Source organism: Streptomyces sp. NPDC001709 (assembly GCF_053596375.1).
In genome coordinates this window covers 236775-255164 of sequence record NZ_JBSFGB010000003.1, presented here as the reverse complement: position 1 = coordinate 255164, position 18390 = coordinate 236775, and the positions used below count along the sequence as shown (strand labels likewise).

General features: G+C 73.1%; 14 protein-coding genes. 9 read left to right on the top strand and 5 right to left on the bottom strand.

Translation table 11 applies throughout. The features are described from left to right. Positions 1 to 177: 177 nt before the first annotated feature. From ACWC0C_RS06235 to ACWC0C_RS06205, 7 genes are all read left to right on the top strand, one after another. A complete protein-coding gene (locus tag ACWC0C_RS06235; protein ID WP_450862020.1) occupies positions 178 to 1260 on the top strand; it encodes an RICIN domain-containing protein in 1083 nt (360 codons plus the stop codon). Positions 1261 to 1280: 20 nt separating this feature from the next. Next, the gene (locus tag ACWC0C_RS06230; protein WP_450862018.1) at positions 1281 to 3494 is read left to right on the top strand and encodes an RICIN domain-containing protein; all 2214 of its coding nucleotides are present in this window, start codon (positions 1281 to 1283) and stop codon (positions 3492 to 3494) included. Positions 3495 to 3582: 88 nt separating this feature from the next. Continuing rightward, positions 3583 to 4122 (top strand): (2Fe-2S)-binding protein, encoded by a 540-nt coding sequence (locus tag ACWC0C_RS06225; RefSeq protein ID WP_450862016.1) that lies wholly within the window; start codon positions 3583 to 3585, stop codon positions 4120 to 4122. Continuing rightward, positions 4119 to 5114 carry an FAD binding domain-containing protein gene (locus ACWC0C_RS06220; protein ID WP_450862014.1) on the top strand — a complete coding sequence of 332 codons (996 nt, stop codon included), beginning with the start codon at positions 4119 to 4121 and terminating at the stop codon, positions 5112 to 5114. Before ACWC0C_RS06225 ends, ACWC0C_RS06220 begins: the two co-directional genes overlap by 4 nt. A 32-nt stretch (positions 5115 to 5146) precedes the next feature. Continuing rightward, positions 5147 to 7429: a xanthine dehydrogenase family protein molybdopterin-binding subunit gene (locus ACWC0C_RS06215; protein ID WP_450862012.1), complete on the top strand. Its 2283-nt coding sequence runs from the start codon at positions 5147 to 5149 to the stop codon at positions 7427 to 7429. Next, positions 7426 to 9795 (top strand): glycoside hydrolase family 65 protein, encoded by a 2370-nt coding sequence (locus tag ACWC0C_RS06210; protein ID WP_450862011.1) that lies wholly within the window; start codon positions 7426 to 7428, stop codon positions 9793 to 9795. The genes ACWC0C_RS06215 and ACWC0C_RS06210 overlap by 4 nt, the downstream gene beginning before the upstream one ends. 86 nt (positions 9796 to 9881) lie before the next feature. Further along, positions 9882 to 10697: a LytR/AlgR family response regulator transcription factor gene (locus tag ACWC0C_RS06205; protein ID WP_450862009.1), complete on the top strand. Its 816-nt coding sequence runs from the start codon at positions 9882 to 9884 to the stop codon at positions 10695 to 10697. Between the two features lie 19 nt (positions 10698 to 10716). Here ACWC0C_RS06205 and ACWC0C_RS06200 read toward each other — a convergent pair whose 3' ends face one another. Genes ACWC0C_RS06200 through ACWC0C_RS06180 form a run of 5 tightly spaced genes read right to left on the bottom strand, consistent with a single transcriptional unit; the run spans position 10717 to position 16764 of the window. Further along, positions 10717 to 11256, bottom strand: coding sequence for a hypothetical protein (locus ACWC0C_RS06200; RefSeq protein ID WP_450862007.1), 540 nt, complete (start codon positions 11254 to 11256; stop codon positions 10717 to 10719). Next, positions 11253 to 12419 carry a hypothetical protein gene (locus tag ACWC0C_RS06195; RefSeq protein ID WP_449199174.1) on the bottom strand — a complete coding sequence of 389 codons (1167 nt, stop codon included), beginning with the start codon at positions 12417 to 12419 and terminating at the stop codon, positions 11253 to 11255. Before ACWC0C_RS06195 ends, ACWC0C_RS06200 begins: the two co-directional genes overlap by 4 nt. Before the next feature lie 47 nt (positions 12420 to 12466). Further along, positions 12467 to 14635: a hypothetical protein gene (locus ACWC0C_RS06190; protein ID WP_450862005.1), complete on the bottom strand. Its 2169-nt coding sequence runs from the start codon at positions 14633 to 14635 to the stop codon at positions 12467 to 12469. Then, a complete protein-coding gene (locus ACWC0C_RS06185; RefSeq protein ID WP_449199176.1) occupies positions 14632 to 15708 on the bottom strand; it encodes a hypothetical protein in 1077 nt (358 codons plus the stop codon). Before ACWC0C_RS06185 ends, ACWC0C_RS06190 begins: the two co-directional genes overlap by 4 nt. Before the next feature lie 15 nt (positions 15709 to 15723). Beyond that, positions 15724 to 16764, bottom strand: a complete 1041-nt coding sequence (locus tag ACWC0C_RS06180) for a protein kinase domain-containing protein (protein WP_450862003.1) — start codon at positions 16762 to 16764, stop codon at positions 15724 to 15726. Positions 16765 to 16899: 135 nt separating this feature from the next. On the opposite strand from ACWC0C_RS06180, the gene ACWC0C_RS06175 reads away from it, so the two are divergent. Then, positions 16900 to 17754: a CHAT domain-containing protein gene (locus ACWC0C_RS06175; RefSeq protein ID WP_450862001.1), complete on the top strand. Its 855-nt coding sequence runs from the start codon at positions 16900 to 16902 to the stop codon at positions 17752 to 17754. Continuing rightward, a complete protein-coding gene (locus ACWC0C_RS06170) occupies positions 17751 to 18389 on the top strand; it encodes a hypothetical protein (RefSeq protein ID WP_450861999.1) in 639 nt (212 codons plus the stop codon). Before ACWC0C_RS06175 ends, ACWC0C_RS06170 begins: the two co-directional genes overlap by 4 nt. The last annotated feature ends 1 nt before the right edge of the window (position 18390 follow it).

Below are 18390 nucleotides of genomic sequence, written 5' to 3'. Positions count from 1 at the left end.
GGGCGGGGCTGTCTCCGGGGCGCGCAAAGCCAGGCCCAGTTGGTGTCGTCCCCCTTGACTCCACTGGTCCGGACCTTTAGTTTCACGCCTTAAACAAAGACTGCGGACACGTCAACGCCCCCTCCCTACACCGGCGTTGGGCCGCCCCACCCCCCACGCGAAAGGCCGCTCCCGCACATGGCCAGACCCCTTCCCGCGGCAGTATCCCTCGCCGTCCTCACGCTTTCGGCCGGACTGCTCACCGCTTCCCCCGCCCAGGCCGACACCGGGACCATCACCGGACTCGCCGGCAAGTGCCTGGACGTCACCGGCAATTCGACGGCCGACGGGGCCAAGGCGCAGCTGTGGAGCTGTACCGGCGGCGCGAAGCAGAAGTGGACCGTCACGGCCGCCCCGATGGCCGTAGCGCCGTACCTGTACAACGGCTGGGGCAGCCCGCCCAACCCCACCACCATCACCCGGGCCACGGGCGTGAAGTGGTTCACGCTCGCCTTCGTGCTCAGCAACGGCCACTGCAACCCGCAGTGGGACGGCAGCCGACCGCTGACCGGCGGGGTCGACCAGCAGACCGTCAACACCGTGCGGGCGGGCGGCGGTGACGTGATCCCGTCCTTCGGCGGCTACAGCGGCAACAAGCTGGAGAGCTCCTGCTCCAGCGCGAGCGAGCTGGCCGCGGCCTACCAGAAGGTCATCAACGCCTACGGCCTGAAGGCGATCGACATCGACATCGAGGCCGATGCCTACAGCAGCGCCACCGTGCAGCAGCGGACCGTGGACGCGCTCAAGACGGTGAAGGCGAACAACCCCGGCCTGAAGGTGTACATCACCCAGGGCACCGGGCAGTCCGGCCCCGACACCGGCCTCATCGACCGGGCCGCCTCCTCGGGGCTCACCGCGGACGCCTGGGCCATCATGCCGTTCGACTTCGGCGGCGCCGGCCGGAACATGGGCGACCTCACCACCCAGGCCGCCGAGGGCCTGAAGAACGCGCTGAAGAACGCGTACCACTACAGCGACGACCAGGCCTACCGGGACATGGGCATCTCGTCCATGAACGGCATCACCGACAACAACGAGACCGTCACGGTCAACGACTTCCGGACCATCCTCGCCTACGCACGGGCACACCACCTCGCCCGCCTCACCTTCTGGTCCGCCAACCGCGACCGGCCGTGCACCGGCGGTCCCGCCGACAGCTGCTCCGGCGTGAGCCAGTCCGACTGGGACTACACCCGCGTCCTCGCCGCCTACACCGGCTGATCCCGCCCCCAGGAGAACCCGTGTTTCCTCATCCACGCCGCAGATCGACGGCCGTCGCCCTCGTCGCCGCGGCGGCCGCCGCCCTGCTCACCGCCGCACCGACGCCCCTGAGCACCGCCGGGCGGGCACACGCCGCCACCACCCGGGCCGCCGCGCTGCCCACCGGCTTCGCGACCGTCATCAACGCAGCCAGCGGCAAGTGCCTGGACGCCAAGGCCGCCGCCACCGCCGACGGCACCGTCGTCCAGCAGTACGCCTGCAACGGCACCACGGCCCAGCAGTGGCGCTTCACCGACGCCGCAAACGGCTACGTCCACATCGACAACGGCAACAACACCAGCCAGGCCGTGGACGTCACCGACGTGTCCACCGCCGACAACGCGCCGATCCAGCTGTGGAGTTACGGCGGCGGCGCCAACCAGCAGTGGCAGGCCGTGGACGACGGCGGCGGCGCCTTCCACTTCGTCAACAAGAACAGCGGCAAGTGCCTGGACGACCCCGGCGCCTCCCCCGCCGACAGCGCGCGGTTCGTGCAGTACACGTGCAACGGCACCGCCGCCCAGCGTTTCCAGGTGGTGCCCGTGACACAGTCGACGAGCGACCCCGACCTCGGCCCGAACGTCGTCGTCTTCGACCCGTCGATGTCGTCCTCGGCCATCCAGAGCAGACTGGACGCGATCTTCAAGCAGCAGGAGACCGACCAGTTCGGCTCCCAGCGCTACGCCGTCCTGTTCAAGCCCGGCGCCTACAGCGCCGACGTCAACGTCGGCTTCTACACCCAGGTGCTCGGCCTCGGTCTGACCCCGGACGCGGTCTCGATCAACGGCGCCGTGCACGCCGAGGCCGACTGGTTCCAGGGCAACGCCACGCAGAACTTCTGGCGCGGCGCCGAGAACCTCTCCGTCAACCCCACGGGCGGCAGCGACCGCTGGGCGGTGTCCCAGGCGGCGCCGTACCGCCGGATGCATCTGCGCGGCAACCTCGCCCTCGACGACGGCGGCTGGTCCTCCGGCGGCTACCTCGCCGACAGCAAGGTCGACGGGCAGGTCGACTCCGGCACCCAGCAGCAGTGGCTGACCCGCAACTCCCAGCTCGGCAGCTGGACCGGGTCCAACTGGAACATGGTCTTCGTCGGCAGCCAGGGCGTGCCCGGCACCAGCTTCCCCAACCCGCCGTACACCACCGTCGCGCAGAGCCCGGTCACCCGCGAGAAGCCGTTCCTGTACGTCGACGGTTCCGGTGACTACCAGGTGTTCGTGCCCTCCGCGCGCTCCAACACCTCGGGCACCGGCTGGGCCGGTGGCAGCCCGTCCGGCACCTCCCTGCCGCTGAGCCGGTTCTACGTCGTCAAGCCCGGCGCCACCGCCGCGCAGATCGACGCGGCCCTCGCGGCGGGCCAGAACCTGCTCGTCACGCCCGGTGTCTACCACCTCGACCAGACCCTGAAGGTGATCCGCCCCGACACGGTCGTCCTCGGCCTCGGGCTCGCCACCTTCGTCCCGGACAACGGGATCACCGCGATGAGCGTCGCCGACGTCGACGGCGTCAAGATCGCGGGCCTGCTCTTCGACGCCGGCACCACCAGCTCGAAGACCCTGCTCGAGGTCGGGCCGGCCGGCTCCACCGCCTCCCACGCGGCCGACCCGACCTCCCTGCACGACGTCTACTTCCGCATCGGCGGCGCGGGCACCGGCAAGGCGGCCACCAGCCTCGCCGTCAACAGCGACAACGTCATCGGCGACCACATGTGGATCTGGCGCGCCGACCACGGCAGCGGCGTCGGCTGGACCAGTAACACCGCCGACACCGGACTCGTCGTCAACGGGAACGACGTGACCATGTACGGCCTGTTCGTGGAGCACTTCCAGAAGTACCAGGTGATCTGGAACGGCAACGGCGGCCGCACCTACTTCTTCCAGAACGAGATGCCGTACGACCCGCCGAACCAGTCCGCCTGGATGAACGGCTCCACGAAGGGCTACGCCGCCTACAAGGTCGCCGACTCGGTCACCAGCCACCAGGCGTACGGCCTCGGCAGCTACTGCTACTTCAACGTGAACCCGAGCGTCACCGCCGACCGGGCCTTCGAGGTGCCGAACAACCCCAACGTCGGCTTCACCGGCATGGTCACCGTCTCCCTGGGAGGCACCGGCACCATCAGTCACGTCATCGACAACACCGGAGGACCGTCGAACTCCTCGAACAACGTGGCGGACCTGGTCCGCTACCCGTGAGCGAAGGGGGCCTCGCGGACGTGTGAGGCGCCGCCGCCTGGATACGCGGACTGAACGGCACCACGGCCCGTCCGGAAGGCCTCCCGCCATGACCAGCGAGAACCCGCTCCCTCCCGACTCGGAGATCACCCTCCGGGTCAACGGGAAACCGCACACCCTGCACGTCGACAACCGGCGTGTCCTGCTGGACCTGCTCCGGGAGGATCTCGGCCTCACCGGGTCGAAGAAGGGCTGCGACCACGGCCAGTGCGGTGCCTGCACCGTGCTGGCCGACGGCCGCCGCCTCAACAGCTGCCTGCTGCTCGCGGTCACCCTCGACGGCAGCGAGATCACCACCGTCGAGGGCCTCGGCGGGGACGGCGAGGAGCCGCATCCGCTGCAGCGGGCCTTCCTCGACCGCGACGCCTTCCAGTGCGGCTACTGCACCCCGGGCCAGATCTGCTCCGCCCTGGGCATGATCGCCGAGGCCCGGGCCGGTCACCCCTCCCACGTGACCGACCCCGCGGCACCCTCCGGCAGACCCGTCCCGCTGGACCGGACGGAGATCCGCGAGCGGCTGAGCGGCAATCTGTGCCGCTGCGGCGCCTACCCGCGCATCGTCGAGGCGGTGGAGGACGTGATCCGGTGAACGGCTTCGGATACCTCAGGCCCGGCAGCGTCCGGGACGCCCTCGAGGCGTACGCCGCCCACCCCGGCGCCCGCTATCTGGGCGGCGGCACCAACCTGGTCGACCTGATGAAACTCGGCGTGGAGCGCCCCGCCGTCCTCATCGACCTCGGCGGGCTGCCGCTGGACCGCATCGAGGAGCTGCCCGAGGGCTCCCTGCGTGTCGGCGCCACCGTCCGCAACAGCGACCTGGCCGCCGACCCGCGCGTCCGCGACCGCTACCCGGCGCTGTCCCAGGCGCTTCTGTCGGGCGCCTCCGGGCAGCTGCGCAACGCCGCCACCACCGGCGGCAACCTGCTCCAGCGCACCCGCTGCCCCTACTTCCAGGATCTGGACAAACCCTGCAACAAGCGCGAGCCCGGCACCGGCTGCGGCGCCCGGGAGGGCGTCCACCGCGACCACGCGGTCCTCGGCCACTCCGAGCACTGCATCGCCACCCACCCCTCCGACATGGCCGTCGCCCTCGCCGCCCTCGACGCCCGGGTGGAGCTGTACGGCACCGAGGGCATCCGGCGGCTCCCGGCGGCCGACTTCCACCGGCTGCCCGGAGCCCATCCCGAGCGGGACACCTGGATGCGCCCCGGTGAACTGATCACCGGGGTGCTGCTCCCGGCCGCGACCGCAGGCGTGCCGTCCGCCTACCGCAAGGCCCGCGACCGGGCGTCGTACGCCTTCGCCCTCGTCTCCGTGGCCGTCGTGCTGCGGATCGCGGACGGCGTCGTCGACCAGGTGGGCATCGCCTTCGGCGGGCTCGCCCACCGGCCCTGGCGGGCCGGCCGCGCCGAGGCGGCCCTGCTGGGCGCCCCCGCGACCCCGGCCGCCTTCGAGGGAGCCGTTGCACTGGAACTCGAGCACGCCGAGCCGCTGCGGGACAACGCCTACAAGGTGCCCCTCGCCCGCAATCTCGCCCTGGACACCCTGAACCGCCTCGTCCCGGCCCCCGCGGCGGCCTGAACGGCCAGGAGCGACCAGAGCAGGAGGAACCCATGACCGCCGACACCCCGGGTACCCCCGCAGAACACCGCGAGGCGCGGCGAACAACCTCTGGCACTCCGGCCCCTGGCGGCGGCTTGGGCGCCCCTGTGGAGCGCCGGGAGGCACGGCACACCGCCCCCGGCACGCCCGCCGGGGGTGTCGGCGAGCGCCGGCACGGCGGGCATCCGGCCCCCGGCAACGGCCTCGGTGCCCCCGCCGAGCGGCGGGAAGGGCTGCAGAAGGTCACCGGGGCCGCTCGCTACGCCGCCGAGTACGCCCTGCCCGGCCGGGCCCACGCCTGGCCCGTGCCCGCCGCGATCGCGCGCGGCCGGGTCACCGCCGTCGACACCTCGGCCGCGCTCGCCCTGCCCGGCGTCCTCGCCGTCCTCACCCCCGACGACGCCCCCCGGCTCGCCGCACCCGAGGACGCCACGCTCGCCGTCCTGCAGGGCCCGGCCGTGCCGCACCGGGGCTGGTGCGTGGCCCTGGCCGTCGCCGAGACCCCGGAGTCGGCCCGTGCCGCCGCCCGGGCGGTCCGCGTCACCTACACGGCCGAGCCGCACGACGCCGGGCTGGACCCCGCTCACCCGGACGCCTACGAGCCGGAGGAGACCAACGCCGGCTATCCGGGCCGGGTCGAGAGGGGCGACCCGGAAGCCGCCTTCGCCGCCGCCGACGTCCGCGTCGATGTCACCTACCGGGTGCCGCCGCTGCACAATCACCCCATGGAGCCGCACGCCAGCACGGCCCACTGGGACGGGGACCGGCTCACCGTGTACACCTCCAGCCAGGGCGGTACGACCGTGCGGGAGGTGCTCGCCCAGCTGTTCGAGCTGCCCGAGGGCCGGATCACCGTCGTCTGCGAGCACGTCGGCGGCGGCTTCGGCGCCAAGGGCACCCCGCGCCCCGACGTCGTCCTGGCCACCATGGCCGCCCGGCGCACCGGGCGGCCCGTCACCCTCGCCTACCCCCGGCGGTATATGCCCGCCACCGTCGGCCACCGCGCCCCCACCGAGCAGCGCCTGCGCCTCGGCGCGAGCGCGGACGGCCGGCTCACCGCCGTACTGCACGAGGCGACCACCTGCACCTCCAAGGTGCGGGAGTTCATCGAGCAGGCCGCGGTGCCCTCGCGGGTCATGTACGCCACCCCGAACCTGCTCAGCTCCCACCGGGTGGTCCCGCTCGACGTGCCCAGCCCGTCCTGGATGCGCGCCCCCGGCGAGGCGCCCGGCATGTACGCCCTGGAGTCGGCCGTGGACGAACTCGCCGACGCGCTCGGCACGGACCCGGTGGAGCTGCGCATCCGCAACGAACCCGAACGGGAGCCGGTCAGCGGCAAACCGTTCAGCAGCCGGCACCTCGTGGAATGCCTGCGCGAGGGCGCACGCCGCTTCGGCTGGGCCGGGCGTGATCCACGTCCGGGTGTGCGCCGCGAGGGCCCCCTGCTCATCGGCACCGGCGTGGCCGCGGCCACCTACCCCGCCGGGGCCGTCCCGGCCACCGCGACCGCCCGGGCCCTGCCCGACGGCGGCTTCGCCGTCCGGATCAACGCCACCGACATCGGCACCGGGGCCCGTACCGTCCTCGCCCAGATCGCCGCCGACGCCCTCCGCGTGCCCCTCGCCCGGGTCCGCACCGAGATCGGGCACAGCGACCTGCCGCCGGCATGGCTGGCCGGCGGCTCCATGGGCACCGCCTCCTGGGGCTGGGCCGTGCACGAGGCCTGCGCCGAGCTGGCGTCCCGGCTCGCCGCGCACACCGGGCCGCTGCCCGCCGACGGCATCGAGACCCGCGCCGACACCGCCGGGCGGGCCGACGCCGACAGCCCCTACGCCCGGCACGCCTTCGGCGCCCAGTTCGCCGAGGTCGCCGTCGACACCGTCACCGGCGAGACCCGGGTACGCCGGCTGCTCGGCATCTTCGCCGCCGGACGGATCCTCAACGCCCGTACCGCACGCTCCCAGTTCACCGGCGGCATGACCATGGGTCTCGGCATGGCCCTGACCGAACACAGCACGACGGACCGCGCGTTCGGCGACTTCGCCGAGGCCGACCTCGCCTCCTACCACGTGCCCACGCACGCCGACGTCCCCGCCGTCGAGGCCGACTGGATCGACGAGGACGACCCGCACCTCAACCCCATGGGCAGCAAGGGCATCGGCGAGATCGGCATCGTCGGCACCGCCGCCGCCATCGGCAACGCCGTCCACCACGCCACCGGGATCCGCTTCCGCGAACTGCCCCTCACCCCCGACCGGGTGCTCGCCGGCCTGCTGTCCGAGGGGGGACCGTGACGGGACCGACCTGGGAGTACGACGGCTACCGGCCCGAGGAGGAACGCCTGCGAGAGTCGCTGTGCACGCTGGGCAACGGCTACTTCGCCACGCGCGGGGCGCTGCCCGAGTGCACCGCCGACGACATCCACTACCCGGGCACCTACGCGGCCGGCTGCTACGACCGGCTCACCTCCGAGGTCGCCGGACGCCGGGTCGAGAACGAGGACATGGTCAACCTCCCCAACTGGCTGCCGCTGCGCTTCCGTCCGGCGGGCGGCGCCTGGCTCACCCCGGACACCGCGCCCGTCGCCGAGCACCACCAGATCCTGCACCTCGACCCCGGACTGCTGGAGCGCCGTACCGGCTACGACCTCGACGGCGGCACCACGCTCCAGGTGCGCCAGCTGCGCCTCGTCCACCTGGCGGACCCCCATCTCGCCGCGCTGCGCACCGAGTTCACCGCAGAGGGCCGCGGGATCCACCTGGACGTCGAGGCCGCGCTCGACGGCCGTGTCACCAACTCCGGCGTGGCCCGCTACCGGGACCTGGACGGCCGGCACCTCACCCGGATACGGACCGGCATCGCCGCGCACGGCGCCGTGTGGCTGCGCTGCCACACCCGTACGTCCCGCATCGAATGCGGCCTCGCCGCCCGGATGACGGCCGACGCGCCGGTGACGACGGTGCCCGAACCGCTGCGAGCCGTCCAGCACATGCGGCTGCGCCTGGCGCCGGGCCGTACCGTCACCGTCGACAAGACCGTCGCGCTGTACACCTCCCACGACCCCGCGATCGGCGATCCGCTGGACGCGGCCGTCGACCACGTCGGCGCCGCCCCCGGCTTCGACGCGCTGCTGCAGTCGCACGCCACCGCGTGGGAGCAGCTGTGGCGGCGCACCGTGCTGGAGGTCCCCGGCGAGGCGGGCAGCATCCTGCGCCTGCACCTGTTCCACCTGCTGCAGACCCTCTCGCCGCACACGGCCGACCTCGACGTCGGCGTCCCCGCGCGCGGACTGCACGGCGAGGCCTACCGCGGCCACGTCTTCTGGGACGAACTCTTCGTCCTGCCCTACCTCAACCTGCACCTGCCCGAGGTCTCCCGCGCCCTGCTCCACTACCGGCACCGGCGGCTGGAGGCCGCTCGCCACGCGGCCTGCGAACTCGGCCGGCGCGGCGCGCTGTACCCGTGGCAGAGCGGCAGCGACGGCCGCGAGGAAGCCCAGGAAGTCCACCTCAACCCGCGCTCCGGCCGCTGGCTGCCCGACCACTCCCGGCTCCAGCACCACGTCGGCTCGGCCGTGGCCTACAACATCTGGCAGTACTGCGAGGCCACCGCGGACACCGACTTCCTGCACGGCGAGGGCGCCGAGATGCTGCTGCAGATCGCCCGCTTCTGGGGGGACTCGGCCGACTACGACGACCACCTCGGCCGCTACCGCATCCGGGGCGTGATGGGCCCCGACGAGTATCACGACGCCTACCCCGGCGCGACCGAACCCGGCCTGGACGACAATGCGTACACCAACGTCACCGCCGCCTGGGTGCTCGCCCGCACCCTGGAACTGCTGAACTTCCTGCCCGAGCCGCGCCGCCGCGAACTCACCGAGAGCATCGGCCTGGAGCAGGACGAGCCCGCCCACTGGGAGGAGATCTCCCGCACCCTCCACATCCCCTTCCACGACGGGGTGATCAGCCAGTTCGAGGGCTACGGCGACCTCGCCGAGCTGGACTGGGAGGGCTACCGCAAGCGCTACGACGACATCCGGCGCCTCGACCGGATCCTGGAGGCGGAGGGCGACACCGTCAACCGGTACAAGGCGTCGAAGCAGGCCGATGTCCTGATGCTGGGCTATCTCTTCTCGGCGACGGAACTCCGTTCCCTCTTCCACCGGTTGGGCTATCTCCTCGACGAGGGGATCTGGACCGCGACCGTCGACCACTATCTGCACCGCACCAGCCACGGCTCCACCCTGAGCGGCCTGGTCCACGGCTGGATCCTGGCCCGCTGCCGCCGCGCCGACGCCTGGGCCTTCGTCCAGGAGGCGCTGCGCGGCGACATCGCCGACCTGCAGGGCGGCACCACCGGTGAGGGAATCCACCTCGGCGCCATGGCCGGCACCCTCGACCTCGTCCAGCGCGGACTGACCGGCCTGGAGACCCGTGACAGCGCCCTGTGCCTCGACCCCGTCCCGCTCCCCGAACTGTCCTCCTACGGCTTCGCCCTCCGCTACCACGGCCACTGGGGCGTCCATCTCCGCCTGCGCAGCGGCCTACTGGAGATCGCCGTCCCCGACTCCGACCGGGCCCCCATCGACGTCTGCCTGCGCGACCGGGTGGTACCAGTGGGCCCGGGGGAGTCGGCACGCCTGCTGGTACCGGAGTGATCGTGATCAAGTCTTAGGATGCGTGCGGAAGTTGGTGTGGATCGTCATGCTCGATGTCCAGGTTCCGGTACGAAGGAGGCACGGCGATGAGCGCGAGCAACGCCCCCTTGCGTGTGCTGGCGGTGGACGACGAGGAGCCCGCGCTCGAGGAGCTGCTGTATCTGCTGGGCGGGGATCCACGGGTGGGCAGCGTGGTGCCCGCGGCGGGGCCGGCGGAGGCGCTGCGCCGGCTCGGCCGGGCCGTGCAGGACGGCCCGCACGGCACGCACGCCGTCGACGTCGTCTTCCTCGACATCGACATGCCGGGCCTGGACGGACTCGAACTGGCCCGGATGCTCGGCGCGTTCGCCGACCCACCACTGATCGTCTTCGTCACCGCCCACGACGACTTCGCGGTCCGCGCCTTCGATCTCCAGGCCGTCGACTACCTGCTCAAGCCCCTGCGCAAGGAGCGCTTCGCCGAGGCCGTACGGCGGGTCGCCGAACTGGTCCGGGCCGGGCAGGGACCCCGCCCGGCCGCCCTCGATGCGACGGGATCCGATCCGGCGTCCTCCGCCCTCGGCGACCAAGTCCCCGTGGAACTGGGCGGGGTGACCCGGTTCGTGCCCATCGCCGACATCACCCATGTCGAGGCACAGGGCGACTACGCGCGGCTGCACACCCGGCACGGCAGCCATCTGGTGCGCGTCGCGCTGTCCACCCTGGAGGAACAGTGGCGCGCCCGCGGGTTCGTGCGTATCCACCGCAGCCGGCTCGTCGCACTCGGCAGCATCGACGAACTCCGGCTGGACGGCGGCAATGTGACCGTACGGATCGGCGACCGCGTCCTCGCCGTCAGCCGGCGCAACGCCCGGGAACTACGGGACCTGCTGACCAGACACGCGGCGGGCCGGACCCGTTGAGCAGTGCGTGAGCCGGCCGTCAGCCGCCCTCGTCGTCCGAGGAACGGCACCGTTTCGGGAACGAGGTGTCGCCGTCGGGCGCGGCCAGGAAGAAGACGTCGATCCTGACCTTGCCGGACGGCCCGCCCTTCCAGTAGCCGCGCTTGGGGGCGTGCTTGAAGTGGGAAAACCCGCCGGTGATCATCGAGTTGACCTTGTCGGCGGCATCCTGGCCCGGCCCCGGATCCGGTGCCGTACCGAAGGAGAGCACAAAACCCGCCGTACGGTCCGCCACCCCCGCCCCGCGCAACTGCGCGCCGAACTGCTGCCGTACCGATGCCGCGCTGCCCGTCCGCACGGTGAAGCTGCACGGCTTGAGCACCAGCCCGCGCTCGGCCGGCTGGGTGCTCGGCGGCGGACTCGACGGCGTGCGGGGCTTCGGTGTCGCCCCCGTGCGCTGCTCGCGCGGCAGTGAGCCGAGCGCGATCACGAGCAGCAGCAGGAGCAGGTCGGCGAAGAGCCACCCGGCGAGCAGCACGGTACGCCCGGCGACCGCCCGCTGCGGCGGCCGGCGGCTCACGGCCGGCCCCGGTACGGCGGCGGATCGGCATTGTCCAGGCCGCCGGACGGCAGACGGCTGTCGAGGCGGTCGACGAGCTGCCAGATGCCCCGGGTGGAGTCCACCAGGTTCTCCGCCCGCTCGGTGAAGACCAGCAGTGTCTCCCCGAGGCTGCGGGCCAGGTCACGGACCGCGGCGACGGCCTGGTCGTGCCGGTGGATCTCCTGCCCGGTCGTCTCCTGGGCGCGCCGCAGGTCGGCGACGAGCGTCTCGATGGCGGCGCGCAGCTTCGCCTCGTCCTCGGCGGTCTGCTCCCGGAGCCGGATCAGCTCCTGGGCCAGCTGGTTCGGCGGGGTGAGCGCGCGGATCATCCGGGTCAGTTCGTCGACCGTCTTCGTCCAGCCGTCCAGCGCGCTCTGGATCCGGCTGGCGGGCCCGGTCTCCAGGGCGGCCGTGATCTCCTGGGAGGTCCGGTGCAACGCCAGTTGCAGTGCTTCCGTACCGGCGTTGAGCTGGGAGGCGAGCTTCTCCGCGCTGCGGCTGTCCAGCGGCTTGCCGGCCGGCCGTGCGGGTGTGGAGAGCAGGAACGTCGCGAGGGCCAGCTCGGTGGCCAGCTGCCCGCGCTCCTCCTCCCGGGACAGCCGCCGCTCCCGGCTGCGCTGCAGGGCGTGCAGCGCCAGGGTCAGGACGACGACCGCCAGGATGAGCAGCGTGACATGGAGCGCGGAGGTGCCCAGGGTCACGGTGGTCGGCTCGGGCGGGTGGCCCTGGGGGAAGCCGCGGGCCCAGCCGAGCAGGAAGGGGTCCTCGCTGCGGGTCGCGTCATAGGCGGCCAGCGCACCGCGCAGCCGCCACCAGGTGAGCGCGATGGGCGCGAACACCAGCACGTCGCGGGCGACGCCGAGCCAGCCCTCCAGCGTGCCGCGGCCCTTCGACGGCGCGTCCGGCAGCAGCACCTCGGGCGGATAGGCGGCGACGAGATCGGTGCCGGCCAGGGTGGCACCGCCCCGTTCCAGGTCGGCGACGACATGGTCGAGCACCCGGGTGTCGGACCCGTCGTCGCGCGCGCGGCCCGCGAGGTCGCGGATCCGGCCGGCGACGCGGTCGAGTTGCGGGTCGGTGCCGGTGCGCTGCGCGGGAACCGACGCGGGGTTCGGCGGTGTTGCCTCTTCAGTCGATGTCATGCGGCGTCATTCGTGTCGTCCGGCGGTGGATGGGTCGGGGGCGGCGGTCAGGGCATGGAGGTCAGCAGGACGTACCCGATGGCGCAGAGCAGGACGAGGAGGAGTGCCGAGACGAAGAAGACGCTCACACCGTCGATCTGGCCCATGCCGCCGAACCAGCGGTGGTTGTCGGCCGACGGCGGCTGCGGGCCGCCACCGGTCTGTGCGGCGGGCCGGTCCCAGTCCTGCCGCTGCGGAGCGGAGGAATCCCACTGGGCGGGATCCGGCACGGCACGAGGGGAGTCCGGGACGGCGCCGGGGGAGTGGTGGGCGGTCGACGGACTCGCGGCGGCCGGGTGCGCATGGTGCGCCCCCGCGACGGTGGGAGCCGGGCGCTCCCACTGGTGCGAACCCGCCGAGGCCGTGGGCGAGGCCGGCCGGGCGGCGGGCGACCCGTACCCCGTGCCGGTTCTGCCGAGCACCGGCCCGCCCGGCCGCGACCCGTACGCCGGTCCCGCGCCGGGGCCGGCGTAGCCCTCGGCGCGCAGGAACTGCTCCGACAGCTCGTGCCGGACCGGCTGCTCGGCCGCGCTGTCGGCGGCCAGTTCCAGCGCGGCGGCGTACAGCCCCAACGGCGCCTGGGCTCCGGCCTGTCGGACCAGCTCCGCGGTCGTCTCGCGGTCCAGCCGCGGGCCGTGCGCGGCGAGCAGCAGATGGCGGAAGCACTCGACCTCCTTGACGTGGTCGCCGCGGGCGATGCGGTCCACCGCCTCGAGCGACAGGCCGTGCTCGTACCACATCCGTGCCACGACCGGGCTCTGTCCGGCGTCGCCGAGGTGCCGCAGCACCAGGTGCATGGCCTGCGGGTAGTGGACGGCGTAGCGCTCGACGAGGTCCAGCAGTTCGTCCGCCGGGCTGGCGGCGAGGAGATCGGCATGGTCCAGTGCGTCGGCGGGCATGCGCAGGGCCAGGGCCACGATCAGCAGCCGCCGGTGCCCGGCCCGGCTCAGGTCCAGGCCGGCGGGCGGCACCTTGCGGCCGAAGGAACCGGCCACCACCGGGGGCGCCGGCTCCGCGTCCCGCGTCGCCTCCACCAGGGCGTCGAACTGGTGCCCCTGTCCGGTGAGGCAGACCTCCACGGCCTCGGCCAGCAGCAGCTCGCGCAGCTCGGGATGGAGTCCGGCCCGCCGCTGCAGGCGGTGCCAGCGGCGCACCGCGGTGATGAGCCAGTCCACCGGCTGCTTCCGCAACTCGCCGGTCAAGCGGGCCCGTTCGTGCACCAGCGCGCCACGCGCGGCGGCCCGCGCCAGCAGGTCGTCGTCGAGGAAGATGTCCAGGCGCACGCGAGGATCGGCGATCCGGCCGTCCACGATCGGCACCGACCGGCGCCAGGCGTGCACGTCGTCCGCGGTGTGCAGCGGGTGCCGCGGGCGGATCCGCTCCAGCGCCGCGTGCCCGGCCTCCAGGTACAGCTCCACCAGCTGGGCGGCGAACCGGGCGGTGTCCGTGTCCTCGGGCGTCTCGGTCACGTCGACGCGCCGGCGCTGGTTGATGTACATCGACTGGGGCGGGCGGGCGGCGAGGAACACCACCCGGGGCTGATGGCCGCCCTTGTCGGTGGACTCGCGGCTCGCGAAGGTCCAGGGCCGACCGGAGACGGGCCCGGCGATGTCGAGCAGGGCGGTCATCGCGGGGAGGGCGAGGTGCGGCCGGATGATGACGCTGAAGTCCTCGGCGGGCTCGGCGAGCACCCGGGCGACGAGCGCGGTGAGCTGCTCGGCCGGGACCTCTGCGACCCGCTCGCGCAGCGCGGCGAGACCGGGCCGGGCCGCCTCCTCGAGGTCGCCGAGGTCGAGCGGGGCGAGCTGGGCCGCGGTGCCGTCGGGTTCGCGGTCCCGCCAGCCCGGCCAGTCGTGCAGTCCCAGGGCGAGCCGGGCGTCGATCGCGCGCGGGTCGCCGACCAGGACATGGGTCAGGGTGGCGCCGCCGCGGCCGTGCGGGTCGCGGGAGGGCAGCTTGTGCAGCACGGCCGCTTCGTCGTCGAGCACCAGGTGGACGAGGCTGGCCGTCACCTCCGGCTGCTCACCCGGGCCGTCCTGCGGGGCCCAGACGTACTCGAGCCGTTTGGCCCAGCGGTCGATGGTGCGCAGCCCGGAGTGCGCGACGGGGCGGACCCCGGCGTTGCCTTCGTGGTCCCGTTCGGCCCAGCCGAAGAGGATCTGGTCGACCGTCGTCATCGGACAGCTCCCTGGCCGAGGTCGGTGGGGCCCAGGACCCCGCACATGGCGAAGAGGGCGAGCATGGGTTTGAGGGTCCGGCGCGGCGCGAAACTGCCGCGCGGGGAGCGCTGCACGCCGTCCGCCTCGACCGCCTTGTGGCCGGTCGCGGTGGCGAAGTGCAGCGTGGAGCGGGCACAGCGTACGAAGGGGGCGAGCCAGCCCGCGGCGCCGTGGGAGCTGAGGAACGCATAGGCGTCCTCGCTCTCCTTCTCCACGGTGCCGAGCTCCAGCTCCTCGTCGGGGGACGCGTTCTGGAACCAGTGGTCGACGAGGGGTTCGTGGTGCTGCAGGAGATCGCACTTGCCGATCACGACGGCGGCGGGCAGCGGCAGGAACTGGGAGCCGTCCACCCCGTGCAGCCGCCCGATCTTGTCCAGGACGACGCCGAAGGAGGGGTCGCCGGTGACGCCGCCGGTGGCGGCGGTCAGCCCGCGGATCCGGGTCGGGTCGACCACGAAGACCAGTGCGCTGACCGCGCCGAGGAAGGGCACCTCGGCGTCGTGGTCGGCGAGCCACTCGCCGGAGACGTCGAAGAAAGCGACGGCGAAGCTGCGGCCGGTGTTGCTGTTGTGGATCCACAGGGCGTCGGTGAACTCCGGCGGCTGGGCCGGGGTTCCCTGCAGGCCCTGGCCCTGGTCCAGGAAGGGGCGGACGACGTCCTTGAGATAGCGCTGGTGCAGTTTCAGGTCGAGCCCGCCGACGACCAGGCCGAGGCGGGCCATCCGGTCGACGTCGGAGAGCATGCCGAGCATGGCGGCGAGCAGATGGCTCTTGCCGGCCGCGGACTCCCCGACCACGCCGATGACCAGGGGCTCGCCGAAGTCGCCGTAGCGGCCGGGCAGGACGTGCGGCTCACCGCCGCCGGCGCACAGCCGGTAGGCGTTGAGGCGGCGGTGGTTCCAGCGCACCTCGTCCTCGCCGTCGAGCCGGACGAGCTGTTCGGGCCGGCCGTCGGCGTTGAGGGTGACGGTCTCGGCCTTCGCCCAGTCGACCATGTCGAGGCAGATGGGGCACCTCACCTGTGCTGCCATGTCACTCTCCTGCGGTCAGGCCGGCGCCAGGACGGCGATCAGCACGCCGATGACCGCGAGGGCCAGGGCGACGGACAGGACGAGGACCCACCGGCGCTCGACGGGCACGACCCGGCGCGTACCCGGGGGACGGGCGGGCGGTTGGGGGTAGGTCGGTCGGTGCTGCCGCTGGTTGAAGGCGTGCTGCCGGGCGCGTAGTTCATGGAAGTTCTGGCGGGCCCGCTGTTCGCGCTCGGACGCGGTGGGCGGGCGCTTGGGGCCGTGAGTGCCGATGGCGTCGGGCGGGGTGCCGCGGCGCAGCCGGAGCGTGTACGCGCTCACGCGCTGGCGGGCCTCGTCGGTGAAGACCCCCTCCAGCAGGTTGCGCAGGCTGGAGTCGAGCCAGCGGACCCGGTCGCGCATGTCCGCCGCGCCCGTGGCCTCCTCGCCGGTGGCGAGGTGGAAGATGACCGCGCCGGCGGAGTACACGTCGTCCCGGGAGTCGGCCCGGCCCTGGCCCTTGGCCTGCTCCGGGGACCGCCACGGGTCGGCGCCGGCCGTCCCGCCGCGTGGCTCGCCCTCGTCCACGGTGAGACCGAAGTCGGCCAGCTGCACCGTGGTCCCGTCCCACCACAGGGTCTCGGGCCGGATGTCCCGGTGCACCAGTCGCAGGTCGCCCAGGTGCTGCAGCACCGCGAGGATGCCGTCCACGACGGCCCACAACTGGCCTGCGGCGAGCGGTAACCGATCGCCGATCTCGGACAGGGGCCGGCCGCGCCGGGTGGCGACCAGGAAGGGCGCGCGGCCGTCCGGACGGTAGCCGATGACGCGGCTCAGCTCGGGCGGATAGCCGGTGATGCCGAGCCGGCGCACCAGCACGTCGGCCGTTCTGATGGTCCGGTCCAGCTCCCGGCGCGCCGCGTCGCTGTGGGCGATGCGCTGGACGACATGCTCCCCGCCGCCGTGCACCAGCAGACCGCGGCGCTCCCGGAATCCGTTCCGGGAACTTTCTCCCTGGTGATCAAAATCGATCTCGAAGATCGATTTTCCGGCATCGCGGCCACCACAGGTGATCATTTCCAGACGCTCGATCAAACCCGCCCCCGATAAGTGTGCTGCGGAATCCGAAACTACACCCACAGAGCGTCACTGCGCGTACCCTTCTCACCAACGGCCTGGGAAGCAACGGTAGTTGGCTCGGGGGACGAACACATGGCCAGTCCGACATGGATACAACTGCGCGATGCCGGCGCATTCGAAACACTGGGCGAATTGTTTCCGGATGTACTGAGCAGTAACGCATTTCTCGAGGACCTCGGAATCAGCCCCGCCCTGCTGCCGCCGTTCGCCGCGCCGCTGCCCGCCGCCTCCTGGTGGCGCACGGTGTGCCGGACCGTGGACCAGGGCCGCTTCCGAGGAGTCACACTGGGCGGCCTCGTCGCCGCGGCGGCCACTCTCTTCCCGGGACACGAGGGCCTCGCCGCGCTGACCGGCCGGGGCGCGACCACGGCACTGCGGGTGCTGTGCCTGATGTCCGCGCCGCTGGACGAGGCCCGGCTCCGCCTCGGCGCCGAGCAGCGCGTCCTGCGCGACGCGGCGGCCCGATCCGCCGGCCGGCTCACGGTGACGGTCCAGCCGGCCGCCCGGGTGTCCGACATCCTTCCCCAGCTGCGGGCGGTGCGGCCGCACATCGTGCACTTCGCGGGGCACGGCACTCACGACGGCCGGCTGCTCCTGGAGGACGAGACGGGCACCTCCGCACCGGTCCCGGTACGGGCCCTGGCCGCCGCGCTCGCCCTCGACGCGCCGCTCCACTGCGTCGTCCTCAACTCCTGCTGGTCGGCGGCGCACGCGGACGCCCTGCTCGACTGCGCCGGCGCCGTCGTGGGCACCCGCGGCGAGCTCCCCGACGCCGCCGCCCTCTCCTTCGCCGAGGGCTTCTACGGCTCCCTGGCCCACTCCACCGCCCTCGACGAGGCGTGCGCCGCCGCCCGCGCGGCTCTCGTACTGAACGGCCACGAACCGGACGAGGTGCACCGGTGCTCCCGAAGGACCAGCGCGGTATGACGACCCCCGACACACCCGCCGCCACCTCCGCCCCGGCCGGCGTCGCCAGCGCCTTCGAGCGCGGGCTGCAGCGCGGCGACAACCCGCAGGTGGCCGGTGCCGACGGACCGGCCTCCACCACCCTGGACTCGCGCTGGCTCGGCACCTGGCGCAGGCCCGGCTCCCGGCGCCGCGCGCCCTGCCGGGTGTGCGGCCACACCTTCCGCCTGGACGACACCGTGTACCTGCGCCACGCCGAGGACGGCAGACTGGCCGACGTCACCCACCACCTGCGCAACCTGCCGTGCAGCGGCGAGGCCCCGCCCGCCGGCCCGCCCGACCCGGGGGCGCAGGCCGCCTTCTTCCGCGGCGTCGACACCACCGACCCCCGGCCGGACACCCTGCACACCGTACGGCTGATGCCGGGCGACCCGGTGCTCGGGCACCCGCAGCAGCGCAACGCCTGCTTCGTGTGCACCCACACCTTCCGGCTCTTCGAGACGGTGGTCGTCTGCCCCTGCTCGCCCGAGGAGCCCGGCTGCCGCAAGGCCGTCCACCAGGACCCGGCGCGCGGACTGGGCTGCTTCGAGCAGTGGCGCAGCGAACTGACCGTCCAGCAGTGCCCGATGAACTTCCGCACGCTGAGGCGGAACTGAC

What these genes read in the sequence shown, in the direction of transcription:
- ACWC0C_RS06235 (WP_450862020.1), top strand. Translation starts at nt 178, where the DNA reads ATGGCCAGACCCCTTCCCGCGGCAGTATCCCTCGCCGTCCTCACGCTT.
- ACWC0C_RS06225 (WP_450862016.1), top strand. Translation starts at nt 3,583, where the DNA reads ATGACCAGCGAGAACCCGCTCCCTCCCGACTCGGAGATCACCCTCCGG.
- ACWC0C_RS06215 (WP_450862012.1), top strand. Translation starts at nt 5,147, where the DNA reads ATGACCGCCGACACCCCGGGTACCCCCGCAGAACACCGCGAGGCGCGG.
- ACWC0C_RS06205 (WP_450862009.1), top strand. Translation starts at nt 9,882, where the DNA reads ATGAGCGCGAGCAACGCCCCCTTGCGTGTGCTGGCGGTGGACGACGAG.
- ACWC0C_RS06195 (WP_449199174.1), bottom strand. Translation starts at nt 12,419, where the DNA reads ATGACATCGACTGAAGAGGCAACACCGCCGAACCCCGCGTCGGTTCCC.
- ACWC0C_RS06190 (WP_450862005.1), bottom strand. Translation starts at nt 14,635, where the DNA reads ATGACGACGGTCGACCAGATCCTCTTCGGCTGGGCCGAACGGGACCAC.
- ACWC0C_RS06185 (WP_449199176.1), bottom strand. Translation starts at nt 15,708, where the DNA reads ATGGCAGCACAGGTGAGGTGCCCCATCTGCCTCGACATGGTCGACTGG.
- ACWC0C_RS06180 (WP_450862003.1), bottom strand. Translation starts at nt 16,764, where the DNA reads ATGATCACCTGTGGTGGCCGCGATGCCGGAAAATCGATCTTCGAGATC.
- ACWC0C_RS06175 (WP_450862001.1), top strand. Translation starts at nt 16,900, where the DNA reads ATGGCCAGTCCGACATGGATACAACTGCGCGATGCCGGCGCATTCGAA.
- ACWC0C_RS06170 (WP_450861999.1), top strand. Translation starts at nt 17,751, where the DNA reads ATGACGACCCCCGACACACCCGCCGCCACCTCCGCCCCGGCCGGCGTC.